8 protein-coding genes are annotated in these 12,877 nt (G+C 76.9%); 3 read left to right on the forward strand and 5 right to left on the reverse strand.

Annotated features, from left to right (window positions below; translation table 11 throughout):
- Positions 1 to 201: 201 nt before the first annotated feature.
- The 4 genes from C229_RS0124505 to C229_RS0124520 all read right to left on the reverse strand — a co-directional run bounded on the left by C229_RS0124505 (position 202) and on the right by C229_RS0124520 (position 6,012).
- Positions 202 to 3,381, reverse strand: coding sequence for a hypothetical protein (locus C229_RS0124505; protein ID WP_026314137.1), 3,180 nt, complete (start codon positions 3,379 to 3,381; stop codon positions 202 to 204).
- On the reverse strand, positions 3,378 to 4,031 hold the full coding sequence (locus C229_RS0124510; protein ID WP_018657761.1) for a hypothetical protein: 654 nt from the start codon (positions 4,029 to 4,031) through the stop codon (positions 3,378 to 3,380). Before C229_RS0124510 ends, C229_RS0124505 begins: the two co-directional genes overlap by 4 nt.
- Positions 4,032 to 4,157: 126 nt before the next feature.
- A complete protein-coding gene (locus C229_RS0124515) occupies positions 4,158 to 4,688 on the reverse strand; it encodes a hypothetical protein (protein ID WP_240487381.1) in 531 nt (176 codons plus the stop codon).
- A gap of 103 nt (positions 4,689 to 4,791) precedes the next feature.
- Entirely contained in the window at positions 4,792 to 6,012 is a 1,221-nt protein-coding gene (locus C229_RS0124520; protein ID WP_018657763.1) for a hypothetical protein, read from the reverse strand.
- A 165-nt stretch (positions 6,013 to 6,177) separates the two neighbouring features.
- Here C229_RS0124520 and C229_RS0124525 point away from each other — a divergent pair, with 165 nt between their 5' ends.
- The 3 genes from C229_RS0124525 (at position 6,178) to C229_RS0124535 (ending at position 11,311) form a co-directional block, all read left to right on the forward strand.
- A complete protein-coding gene (locus tag C229_RS0124525; protein ID WP_018657764.1) occupies positions 6,178 to 8,670 on the forward strand; it encodes a helix-turn-helix transcriptional regulator in 2,493 nt (830 codons plus the stop codon).
- Positions 8,671 to 8,771: 101 nt separating this feature from the next.
- Positions 8,772 to 10,286: an AMP-binding protein gene (locus C229_RS0124530; protein WP_018657765.1), complete on the forward strand. Its 1,515-nt coding sequence runs from the start codon at positions 8,772 to 8,774 to the stop codon at positions 10,284 to 10,286.
- A gap of 74 nt (positions 10,287 to 10,360) precedes the next feature.
- Positions 10,361 to 11,311, forward strand: coding sequence for an AMP-binding protein (locus C229_RS0124535; protein ID WP_033424746.1), 951 nt, complete (start codon positions 10,361 to 10,363; stop codon positions 11,309 to 11,311).
- 44 nt (positions 11,312 to 11,355) lie between these two features.
- Here C229_RS0124535 and C229_RS0124540 read toward each other — a convergent pair whose 3' ends face one another.
- Positions 11,356 to 12,789 (reverse strand): aldehyde dehydrogenase, encoded by a 1,434-nt coding sequence (locus C229_RS0124540; protein ID WP_018657767.1) that lies wholly within the window; start codon positions 12,787 to 12,789, stop codon positions 11,356 to 11,358.
- Positions 12,790 to 12,877: the final 88 nt, after the last annotated feature.

Here is a 12,877-nt window from a genome sequence, read left to right on the forward strand (position 1 = left end):
GCCCGCTCGCCGGTGGCTCGGTGCGTGTGCTGACCTGGATCGCGGCCATGGGCGCGCGGCGGCGTTCCCACTTGGAAGCGGTCTTCGACGTCCGGCGCCGGGCCATGTTCCGGCGCGTGACCCGATTCGGTGGTCGCTCCCTGAGCGTCGCGACGCTGATCAAGGAGGTCCGGGGCACGCGCGACCACCTCGTCTCCGTCGTCAGTCCTCGTCCGGTGCGGGGCGGGTTCCAAGGACCTGTTCGGCCAGTAGGCGGACGCGGGGTTCGTGGGCGTCGTAGCCGACGACGACCGGGGGCTCGTTGTAGGGCATGGCGTCGGACGAGCGGCGGAGTTTGACGTACTGGCCGCAGGCGTCGATGGCGTAGGGCTCCATGTCGTCCTGGAGGGCGCCGATCACGGTGATGCCGTGCGTCTCGCCGATCTTGCGGAACAGGGCGACGGCCTCCTTGCGGTGCTCCTTGCCGAGGTTGCGGCCCAGCTCGTCCAGGACGAGGCAGAGCCGGCCGCCGCCGGAGCTCGCCAGCGCCGCCGCGCAGACGAGCTTGACGGCCTTCTCGTCCATGAGCGCGGTGTTGGCGCGCCGGTCGTAGGGGACGTAGCGCTGCCCCTCGGCGCGGCGCCACTTGGGCGTGACGCGCCAGCGCCACTCCTGCTCGGGGTCGCCGGGCCGTTCGGGCGTCGGGAAGTCGAGGGTGGCGCCGTAGCCGCCGAACGCCAGGTCGAGCTTGGCGAACTCGTCCGCGACACGGGTGAGCCGCGCCCGGATCGCCGCCGTCAGCGCCGTGCGGTGCGCCTCGGCCGCGCCCGCCGCCTCCTCGGCGCCCTTCTGCGCGGTGACCAGGTCGCCGCGCCGCGCCGCGAGCTGCACCTCGATCTGGCGGCGCTGGTGCCGCTCGTAGTCCTCCTGGCGGCCCAGGTAGCCGTCCAGCGCGGCGGCCAGCCGGGGGAACGTCGCCTGCTCGCGCTCGCTGCGGCGGCCCTCGCCCTCGGCGCGCTCGCGCAGCAGGAAGCGGACCTCCTCCGGCATGTCGGCGTCGGCGGCGCCGTCGGGGAACGCGCGGCGCAGCGCCTCGGCGAGCCGCGCCTCGGCGCTGCGCCACCACTCGTCGGCGGTCCAGGTGGCGGCGTCGTCGCCCTGCTCGGTGAGCCAGGCGGCGGCGGTGGCGGGGTCGTCGCCCCACTCCTCTTCCAGCCCGGCCAGCCCGAGCGCGGCGCGGCGCCCGGCCAGTTCCGCGACGGCCGCGCGGACGCGGGCGCGTTCGCGCTCGTGCCCCGCGCGGCGTCCCCGGAGCCGGTCGATCTCCAGCGCCCGCGTGTCGGCCTTGGCCTGGACGCGCCGCAGCGCCTGCTCGGCGGCGGCCAGCCGCGGCCCGAGCCGCGCCTCGGACGCCGCCAGCTCGGTCAGCTCCGCCCGCGCCTCGGTGACGCGCTCGTGCACCTCGGCCAGTTCGTCACCGGCCCGCGCCCCCGCCAGCCGCCGTCCCGCGACGGTCACGGCCGACGCGGCGTCCTCGGCCGCCTCCCGCGCCGCCTCGACGGCCGCCCGCGCCTCGTCCAGCGCGGCCCGCGCCGCCCGCACCCGCGCGACCCGCCCGGTCACCGGCTCGGGAAACCCTCCGACGACCACCACACCCGCGCCACCCCCGGCCAACCCCGCGAAGAACGCCGCCAACGCGACAGAACACCGAACACCGTCCGGCAACTCACTCGCGTCGGTTTGCTCACCCGCGTCGGTTTGCTCACCCGCGTCGGTTTGCTCACCCGCGATGGCTCGCTCACTCGCGTCGGTTTGCTCGCTCGTGGGGGCTCGCTCGCTCGGGGCGGTGCGCTGCCGGTTCGGGTCGGCGGGGACGATCATTGAGCCGGGCAGTGTCGCCAGGGCTTCGGCTGCGGCGTCGAGGTCGGTGGGGGCGACGACGACCGCCTCGCGGTAGGGCCACAGCGACGTCTCCCACCGGTCGCGGACGGACTCGTCCAGCTCGACCGCGTCGAGGAGGCCCACGGCGGTGATCCCGGCGGCGGTCAGCGCGCGGATCTGGGCGGGCGCGCTGCTCTGGCCCGTCTCGGCGTCGGCCACGGCGCGTTCGGCGGCGGTCGCGGCGCCGCGCGCCATGCCCAGGTGCTGCTGGGCCTCGTCGCGGCGGGTCTCGGCGGCGGCCAGCTCGGCGCGGGCCGTGGCGGCGTCGCGGCCGTCGGCGGTGCGGCGGCGGTCCTCCAGCGCGGTCGCGCGGCGGCGCAGCTCCTCCAGGCCGCTGCGGGCGACGGCCTGGTCGGCGGCCAGGCGGTCGGCCCGCCCGCGCAGCTCGGCCAGCGCCGCGCCGGCCTCGCCGAGCCGGGCCTCCAGCGCGCCGCCGGTGAGCTGGTCGATCTCGGCGTCGGCGGCCTTCACCGCGACGGCGGCGGCCTCGTCGTCGGCGGCGAGCGCGTCCAGCTCGGCGGCGATCCCCGCATCGGCGGCGAGCGCGTCGGCCAGCAGCCGCGCCCGGCGCCCCCGGTGGCAGCGGCGCGCCTCGGCGGCGTCGGCGCGGGCCCGGTCGCGCCGGTCGAACGCGCGGAGCTGCGCGGCGGCGTCGCGCTCCCACCCGGCGAGCCGGTCGGACGCCTCGGCGGCCTTGGCGCGCTCGCGATGCTCCTCGGCGCGCGACGTCCGCTCGGCCTCCAGCTCGCGGTCCAGCCCGGTCAGCGCCGCGATGGCGCTGAAGATCCGGTCCGGGGTGATCTCGTTGAGCGGCTGCGACAGCAGGTTCGTCGCGACCTTCGACCGCACCGACGTCGACAGGAACGACACGCACCGCACCCGCCCCCCGTACAGGACGCGGCCCAGGTCCTTGGCGAGGAAGTCGCGGCGGCCCGCGCTGCGCGGCAGCTCGGCCCAGCGCCGGTCGGCCAGCGCGACCCGCTCGGCCTCCGACGGCGCCGCCGCCAGGTGGACGCCCGCGCGCCAGCGGATCTCCAGGTGCGGCGCGTCCGCGTTCACCCGCAGCCACACCGTGACCGGGCCCGCGTCGTCCTCGTCGGGGCGTTCGTCGCCCGCCGCGTAGTCGAAGACGCCCGCGATGTACCCGTGCGCGGCGCTCGCCCACGTGCTGTCGCCCTGCGCGGCCAGCTCGGCGTTGAACAGCAGCTCGGCGACGGCCCGCGCCCCCGACGCGAACCGCCACTGCTCGTCCCCGAGCAGCGCCGTGATCGACGCGATAAAAGACGACTTGCCCGCGCCGTTGGAGTCCTTCGGCCCCTGCCCGGCCACGACGATCAGCGTCCCCGGCACGGTCGGCACCGGGTGCGTGGACAGCCGCGAGATGTTCACCGCCTGCACCGCGACGAGCGTGCGGTCGCCGACGACGTTCTCCGTCGTCGCCGGGGCGAGGAGGGCGGTCATGCGGGGTCTCCCTGCTGTGCTTCGGCGGCCCGCCGCGTCCGGACGGCCGCCGCCAGCGGCGAGTCGGGCCCCGCCGCGAGGATCAGTTCTTCCTGGAGCCGCCGCCGCGCGGCCGGGGTCAGCCGGTGGAACTGCGGCCCGGGGACGTAGCCGCCCGCGTCGCCGGCCCCCGCCTTCACCTGCGTGACGAGCCCGGCCGCGCGGAGCCGCCGCAGCGCCGCGTCCAGTTCCCCGACCGGGAGCTGCGACCGCCGCCGCAGCTCGTCGGCGCCCGCCGGGTGCGCCGACCGCCACGTGTCCTCGCCGAGCAGCCCGGCCGCGCGGGGGATCGCGACGCTGTGGACGAGCACCAGCGTCAGCACGGCGCGGTCCTCGGCGGGCGGCGTGCAGGACGGGTCGGCGGCCAGCGCCGCGTGCACGTCGTCGCGGTATCCGGACGTCCACTCCTTCGGCGCCGCCCGCACGAGCGTCCGCCCGGTCAGCGCCAGCATCTCCTCCAGCGCCCGCCGCAGCGCGGGCTCCCGCAGTGCCGGGAACCGCACCTCGGGCACCGGCTCGGCCGCGTGCTCCACGGCCATGTACGCGGCCACCAGCTCGGCCCGCCGCCGCTCGTCGTAGGGGCGCAGCAGTCCCTCGAAGAGGTCGCTCATCGCGCGCACCCGGCCCGCACCGACGGCCCGGCGATGACACGCCTGCCGCCTCCCGGGGAACACCGCCCCGCCGCCGGTGACGGTCTCCGGGCCTGGAGGCGCCTGGCCGGGCGGGCCGCCTGCGGGTCAGGCATGGAGCGGCTCCGGGCCGGGGAGGCGGCGCAGCAGGTCGCGCAGTGAGGCGAGGGTCTCGGCGGGCCACTGCGCGGTGCGCGGGCCGGTGCGGACGGTGGCGGCGTCCTCGTCCAGCAGGAGCCAGCCGGTGTCGGTGAGGCGGCGGAGTTCGCCGGTGGCCCAGCGGCGGGCCAGGTCGGCGTCGCCCCGCGCCAGGTGCGCGTAGACGGACAGGACGTCGGCGACGGGCGCCGCCTCGCCCGGCCACGGCGCGTCGTCCAGCCGCGTCCAGCAGCAGCGCAGCGCCGCCGCCAGGACGCGCCGCTGCTGACCGGCGCGGTCCAGCGGCATCGGCGGCGTCTCGTACTGCTCCAGCACGGCCGGTGTCGCCCCGTCCGGCCACACCGGCAGCAACCACACCCGGTCCCCGTCGGGCACCCCGCTCAACCCGGACGGCACCGGCGCCGTCACCGGCACCGCCACCGCACCCAGCACCCGAGCACGCGCCCGCGCCCGCGCCAGCACGCCCACGTCGACACTCACCACGCCCACCCCGCGAACGCCCCGGCCGACGCCCACGAGGCGCCGGGCGACACCGCAGGGCCGTCCGCCATCCGGGGCCGGGCTCGGGGAGTGGGGTGGGGGTTCATCGTGGGTGCCTTTCGAAGGTTCCGGACGAGAGCCAGGTCGGGGAGCCGGACGGGTCGGCCTTCAGGCCGTCCGCCCAGACCAGCCGGTACGGCAGTCCCGGGTGCAGGTGCGCCGCCGACAGGTCGGCCAGCAGGCGCCGGGCGGCGGGCCAGCCGCCCGTCAGCACCGCCCGCACGTCCACCCGGTCGCGGCCGCGCAGCACCTCCTCGGCGACCTCGCGGAGCCGGTCGTCCTCGGCGGTGGCGGCGCCGACGTCGCGGGCCAGGCCCCGGTCGGGCGCCGACGCGCGCGGCGGCGCCGGACGGGCCGGGACGGCGCGCGGCGCGTCCGCGACGGCCGCGACCACCGCCGACGACTCGTGCCACGGGGCGGGCGCGTCGAAGACGAACCCGTCGAGCACGGCGGCCAGCTCGTCGCGCGTCGCCGTCCGCGCGAACGTCCGCCACGTCTCCGGCGGCAGCAGGGTCAGGTTGCGGGTCGTGCCCGCCGAGTCCGACAGCCGCGCCGCCGCGCGCCGCGACGCGTCGCCGTAGGCGTACAGCGCGGCGCGCAGGTCGGTGCAGGACCGGTCCAGTTCCGGCCAGCGCCGCAGGACGGCGCCGTGCAGCCGCTCGGCGCGCAGCATGATCTCCTCGCTGCCCCACAGCTTGGGCGCCTGCTCGCGCAGCTCCTCGATCGTGCCGTGCGTCAGCGTCAGCAGCTCCACGCTCCACAGCCGGAACGCGCGCGCCAGCCCGTCGGCGCCCGCGCGGGCCTGCGCGGCCGTCATGCGCGGGTCGGCGACGTTGAGCTGCTCCAGCGCCAGCAGCCGGTGCATCTCGCTCTGCCCGCCGTCCAGCATCATCCGCCGGACGAACATCAGCCCGACGACGCTGGTGAACGACGCCCGGTACCGGAGCTGGTGCGGCTTGGGGAACACCTCCCGGATCGCGCCGAGCCCCCGCAGGACGCGCAGCCGGTTCTCGAACACCTCGGCCGGGTACCGGCGGCACACGTGCCGCATCTGCTCGCGGCTCAGCCCGTCCTCGCCCGCGTCGGCGAAGGCGGCGAGCAGCGTCTCGGCGACGTCGACGAGGGCGGGGTCGTCCACGACGGCGCCGCTGTCGCGGGCCAGCGCGGCGAACATCTGCCGGTAGACGCCGAGGACGGCCTCGCCCTCCAGCAGGTCGTCGAGGCTGGCGGCGGCGGGTCCGGCGGTTTCGCGGGCGGGGGACACGGCGACCTACCGTACGGCCAGCGGCCCCCCGACCGGGAATCGGCCCGCCGGGACATCACAGTCCGGGTTCGGTCAAGCAAAGCGCGGACGCCCATGCTCCGGTGATGACAAACTCAGGTCAAGGATCAACCAGACGGGGCTGACCGAGAGGCCATCACCGCGAGAATGACGACGCGACGTTCCCCTGGAACACCCCTGCCCGCCGAGTCGGACGCCTTCGTCGGCCGTGACCGCGACGTCACCGACGTCGTCGGCCTGCTCCGCGAGATGCGCGTCGTGACGCTGTGCGGCCCCGGCGGCATCGGCAAGACGCGCCTCGCCGTCCGCGTCGTCGGCACCGTCCTGGAGGCGGCCCCGCGCGACGTGTGGTTCGTGGACCTGGCCGACGCCCCGCCGGGCGGCCCGCCCGAAGCCGTCGGACGCCGCGTCGCCGCCGCCATGGAGATCGTGGAGGAGGACGGGCGCTTCGTCGCCGGGGTCATCGCCGACGCGCTCGGCTCGCGGGACGCGCTGCTCGTCCTGGACAACTGCGAGCACCTCGTCGAGGACTCCGCCACGCTGGCGGGTCTGCTGCTGACCCGCTGCCCGGGCCTGCGCATCCTCGCCACGAGCCGCGAGCCGCTGCGGATGTCGGCCGAGACGGTCTACCGGGTGCCGCCGCTGGAGCCCGCCGAGGCCGAACGCCTGTTCACCGAGCGGGCCGTCGCCGTCCGCCCCGACTTCGCCGCGACGGCCGCCGTCGCCGAGGTGTGCCGCGCGCTGGACGGCGTCCCGCTCGCGCTCGAACTGGCCGCCGCCCGGGTGCGGGTGCTGTCGGCCGAGCAGATCGCCGCGCGCCTCACCGACCGGTTCAACCTGCTCAGCGCGGGCGACCGGACGGCGCCGCCCCGGCAGCGCACGCTGCGCGCCGCGATCGACTGGAGCCACGACCTGCTCGGCCCGCGCGAACGCGTGCTGCTGCGCCGCCTCGCCGTCTTCGCCGGTTGGACGCTCGCGCAGGCCGAGCGCGTCTGCGCCGACGACCCGCCCGCCCTGTCCGGCCTGGGCGGCGACGACCTGCTCGACCTGCTGACCGCCCTGTCGGACCGTTCGCTGGCCGCGGTCGCCGGGGAGGTCGCGGGCGAGACGCGGTTCCGGCTGCTCGACAGCATCCGCCAGTACGCCGCCGAGCACCTGGCCGCCGCCGGGGAGGACGCCGAGGTCCGGCGGCGGCACCGCGACGCCGTCCTGGAGACCGCCGAACGCGACGCCGAACTGGCCCTCGGCGAGATCCCCGCCACCTGGGCCGACCGGGTCGCCCTCTTCCGCCGCTACGACGCCGAACTCGGCAACGTCCGCGCCGCGCTCCAGTGGTCGCTGGAACGCCGCGAGTTCGAGGAGGGCCTGCGGCTCTGCACGGCGCTGCGCACGTACTGGATCGTGCGGGGCCGCGTCGGCGAGTGGGTGGAGTGGACCGACCGGTTCCTGGTCGCGGGCACCGGCCTGCCCGCCTACGTGCACGGCCCCGGCCTCGCCGGACGCGCGCAGCTCGCCGCGGGCGGACGCGACTTCACGCAGGCAGGCCAGTTCGCCGCGCGCGCGCTGGAACCGTGCCGAAAGTCCGGCGACGACTTCATGGCCGCCGTCGCCCTCACCACCCGCGCCGAGTCCGAGATCGTCGCGGGCCGGTTCGACGAGGCGACCGTCCACCTGGACGAGGCCGCCGCCATCGCCCGCGCCCCCGGCCAGGAATGGAACCGCGGCTACGTGCTGCTCGTCCGCGCCCGGATGCGGATGCGCGAGAACCGGCTGCGCGACGCCCGCGAGCTGTTCGAACAGGGCCTGGCGGTCATGCGCGAGATCGACCAGCAGTGGGGCGCGGCGTCCGCGCTCATCGGGCTCGGGCAGGTCGCGGTGCTGCGCGGCGACCTGGCCGCCGGACGCTCGTGCTTCACCGCCGCGCTGCCCGCCCTGGAGGAGATCGGCGCCCGCCCCGAACGCGCCCGCGCGCTGCTCGGCATCGGCCGCGTCGCGCTCGCCCAGGGCGATCCCGCCGACGCCCGCGAGAGCCTGCGCGAGGCGCTGCGGCTGTGCCGGTCCGCGGGCATCCGCGCCGACCTGGCCCGCGCCCTGACGGCCTGCGCCGAACTGCTCGCCGCCGAAGGCGACGAGCGCGGCGCCGTCGTGCTCGCCGGAGCCGCCGCCGGGCTGGACGACGCCGCCGCCACCTCCGGCCACGTCCGCCGCCCCGGCGCCGGAGCCCGGCTGGAGAGCGTCCTGGAACCGCTGCGCCGGTCGCTCGGCGACGCCGCCGTCGCCCGGCTCTGGGCCGAGGGCCGCGTCGTCACCCCCGACGAGGCCGTCACGCTCGCGCTGCGCGGCCCCGGCGATCCCGCCGACGCCGCCGACGCCGCCGACGCCGCCGACCGGCCCAGCGTGCCCCGGCCGCGCGCCGCCGCCCCCGCGTCCCCGCCGAGCACCCTCACCGCCCGCGAACGCGAGATCGCGCTGCTCGTCGCGCGCGGCCTCAGCAACCGGGGCATCGCCGAGGAGCTGTTCATCAGCCCGGCGACGGTCGCCCGGCACGTCACCAACATCCTCACCAAGCTCGGCTTCACCTCCCGGGCCCAGGTGGCGGCGTGGGCGGTGGACGCCATCCCGGACGACGCCGGGGCATGACCGCCGGGGTATGTGTACACACACCGGCCCGCACGGATACGACCCCGTGTGCACACTCTGGAGCATGTGCGCCGCCCCCGTGCGCGCCTAACGTCCGGAGCATGATGTTGTCCCTCGGGGTCGGCGGCCCGGCCCGCACCGCGATGACGATGGCGCAGACCGTCTTCGGCGCCGCGGACGACCTCGGCCACGGCGGGCGCGCCGCCGTCCTGGACGCCACCACCGGGCGCGGCCCCACGCACGCCCAGCTCGCCGCGCTCGTCGGCTCCGGCGCCGCCGGGCTGGCCCGCGCCGGCCTGCCGCCGGGCGGCGTCGTCGCCCTGCACCTGCCCGACGGCCCCGAGTTCGCCCTCGCGCTGCACGCGGTCGCGGCGGCGGGCCTGGTGCCGTTCCCGATCCGCGTCACCGTCCCGCCCGCCGAGCTGACCCGGCTGCTCGACGCCTCCGCCGCCGTGGCCGTCATCACCTGGCCCGTGCTGCTCGGCCTGGTCCGGCACGCCATCGAGGCGGCGCGGACGCCGCCGCGCGTGGTGTGCTTCGGCGCCGAGCCCGGAGCCGAGCCGTTCGGGGCGTTCCTGGCGGGTGGAGCGGCTCCCGACGTCGACGTGGACCCGGCGACCGGCACCGCGCTCCTGGTGTGCACGCGCGGTGCCGGCGCGCCGCCCCGGCCGGTCCGGCTCAGCCACGCCGAGGTCGTCTCGGGCATCACCCGCGTCGCGGACTCCGGCATGATCGGCGGCACCGACGTGGTCCTGTCGGGCCTGCCGCTCGCGCACGTCCTCGGCCTCAACGGGCTGCTCAACCCGGCGCTGCGCCTCGGCGCGACCGTCGTCGCGCGGCCCGGCGGCGGACGCCACGAGCTGCTGCGCGCGCTGCGCGAGTTCGGCGTCACCGTCGCGCTGCTCGACCCCGCGCAGGCCGAGGCCCTCGCCGTGGACCGCGCCACCGCCCGCTACGACCTGCCCGCCCTGCGCGCCGTCGTCGTCACCGGCGGGCCGTTCGACGCCCGCTCCGCGCGGGCCTGCGCCGAGCGGCTGCACTGCACCGTCCGGCAGGCGTACGGGCTCGCTGAGGCGGGCGGCTTCACCCACCTCAACCTGCGCGGCTGCGAGGAGGGCACCGCCGACTCGGTCGGCCGGGGCCTGCCCGGCGTCTCCTGGCGCATCGTCGACCCGGCGACCGGCACCGACCAGGCCGCCTACCAGCCCGGCGACCTGTACGTCCGCGTGCCGGTGCCCGCCCCGGCGGCGAAGTCCCGGTGGCTTCCCGCCGGGGACGCGGCGTTCGCCGACGAGCACGGCCGCGTCTACGTCCTCGGCCGCTCCGGCGAGGGCACCCCCGAGCCGCCCGCCGATCCCGAGCGCGTCCTGGCCACGCATCCCGCCGTGCGGGACGCCGCCGTCGCGCCGGCCCCCGACATCGACCTGGGGCTCGTCCCGCACGCGTTCGTCGTGCTCGCCGAGACCCCGCGCGGCGACCTGCTGTCGTTCGTCAACGCGCAGGTCGCGCCGAGCCGCCGCGTCGCCGCCGTGCACGTCGTGGACGCGATCCCGCGCACCGACACCGGCCGCGTCCGGCGGCGCACGCTGCTGCGCAGGGCGGGGCTGACCACATGAGCGACATGACCTACACATCCCCCTACACACATCTTCGGATGTGGTGGCAGCGGCGCCGCACCTACGTTCGGCCCATGCTCGACGGACAGCTCGGCCACCCGGCCGTCTCCGCGACCACTGTCACGGAGGCGGTCCTCGCGGCGGCCCGCACCCACGCCGAACGCGGCGCGGCGCGGCCCGCCCTCATCGACCCGCACCGCGAACTCGACTACGGGCGGCTCGCGGCGTCGATCCCGGCCGCCGCGGGCGGCCTGCGCCGGCTCGGCGTCCGCACCGGCGACGTCGCCGCCATCCTCGTGACCGGCGCGTGCGACCACGCGCTCGCCGTGCACGCCGTCTCTGCGGCGGGCGCGATCCCCGCGCCGCTGCCCGCGGGCGCCGACGTCCCGGCGCTGGCCGAACTGATGAAAAAGTGCGGCGCCCGGTTCCTGCTGACCGGCGCCGCCACGGCCGCCGAGTCGCTGGCGGCGGCCGAGCGCGCCTACGTGCGGCAGGTGTTCGCGTTCGGGAACGTCCCCGGCGCGACGTCCTTCGCGCGGCTCGTGGAGGCGGGCGCACCCCCGGTCGCCCCCGACCCCGGTCCCGAGCCGCCGCCTCCCGCCGACCCGCTGCGCGATCTCGCGCTGCACCTGTGCGATCCACCGGAGGGGATCACCCACGCCGAGCGTTTCGCCGACCTGCACCGTCTCGGTGCCACGGTCGGGCTCGGCGTGGATGACGTTCTGGCCTGCCGCCCCGGCGACTGTTCGTCCGCCGTGTGGGCCGGGCTGGTGGACCTGTGCCTCACGCACGGCGCGACGCTCGCGACCGTCGAGGGGCCGGGCCTGCCCGAGCTGCTGGCCGAGGTCGGCCGCCGCCGGGCGACGATGGCGGTGGTGACTCCCGCCGATCTGCGGGCGCTGGACGCCGGTACCGCCGAACTTCCGGTGGGCGGCGTGCGGCTCCTGGTGACGGGCCGTCCCGATCGTGACACGCTCGCGGCCTGCCGCGTGCGGCACGGCTGGACGGTCGTTCCGCTGGGCTGACTTCCTCCGCCGCGGGGGGCGGCGGGGGAGGTCAGCCCTCCTTTTCACGACGGGCGCGGGATCGCCTTGTACTCCAGGTACGGGGACACTCCCTCGGGCCCGAGTTCGCGGCCCAGGCCGCTGTCCTTGTAGCCGCCGAACGGGGTGTTGGGGTCCAGCACGTACAGGTTCACGCCGCAGCTCCCGGTGCGGACTCGGCGGGCGACCTCGACGCCGTGGGCGACGTCGGCCGTCCACACCGACCCGCCGAGGCCGTAGTCGCTGTCGTTGGCGATGCGGACGGCGTCGTCCTCGTCGTCGTAGGGGATGAGCGCGAGGACGGGCCCGAAGATCTCCTCGCGGGCGACGCGCATGTCGTTGGAGACGTCGCCGAACAGGGTCGGCGTGACGTACCAGCCCCGGTCGTGCGGGCGGGACAGGCCCCCGGTGATGATCTTGGCGCCTTCCTCCTGGCCGATCCGGATGTAGCCCTCGACGCGTTCCCGCTGCCGCCGGGCGACCAGCGGGCCGATCTCGGTGCCGTAGTCGGCGGGGTCACCGACGGCCAGGCCGCCGACCATCGCGGCGAGCGCGTCCGCGACCTCGTCGTAGCGGGCGCGCGGCGCGAGGATGCGGGTCTGCGCGGCGCACGCCTCGCCGTTGTTCATCAGCGACGCCATCTTCAGGCCCTCGACGGTGGCGGCGAGGTCGGCGTCGGGCAGGATGATCGCGGCGGACTTGCCGCCGAGTTCCAGCGTGCACGCCTTGAGCCGTTCCCCGCACACCGCGCCGATCCTGCGTCCGGCGTCGGTGGAGCCGGTGAACGCGACCTTGTCGACGCCGGGGTGCGCGACGAGGTGCGCGCCGACCTCCCGGCCCGCCGGGACGATGTTGACGACGCCGTCCGGCACGCCCGCCTCGCGAATCCACTCCGCGAGCAGGAAGCCGTCCAGCGGCGCCTCCGGCGACGGTTTGGCGACGACCGTGCACCCGGCGACGAGGGCGGGGGCGAGCTTGAGCATCAGCGTGAACTGCGGGACGTTCCACGGGTAGATCGCGGCGACGACGCCGACGGGCTCGCGGGTGACGGTGACCGGGCCGAGCATGCCCGCGCGCTCCTCCTCCCAGGTGAACGACGCGGCGAGGTCGGCGTGGTACTGGAGCACCATCTGCGGCAGCGCGGCCTGCCCGAAGATCGAGAACAGGATGGGGGAGCCCATCTCGGCCGTGACGAGGTCGGCCATCTCCTGCTGCCGTTCGGCGTAGATCGCCGCCAGCCGGCCGATGATCTCCGCGCGTTCGGCGGGCGTCATGCGGGGCCAGGGGCCGTGGTCGAAGGCGTGCCGGGCGGCGGCGACGGCGGCGTCGATGTCGGCCGCCGTGCCGTCCGGGACGCGCCCGACGACCTCTTCGGTGTGCGGGGAGACGACGTCGATCGTCCCGGTCCCGGAGGGGGCGGTCCAGTCGCCGCCGATGAACAGCCGGTCGTGCTCGCGCATCGCTCTCCTCGATCAATTGACCGAATGCTTGCTTGGCTCAGCATGGCACGGCCGCCCCGGGCACCGCCAGGGTCGGATGAGACTGCCG

This window comes from Actinomadura flavalba DSM 45200, assembly GCF_000374305.1.
Classification (GTDB): domain Bacteria; phylum Actinomycetota; class Actinomycetes; order Streptosporangiales; family Streptosporangiaceae; genus Spirillospora; species Spirillospora flavalba.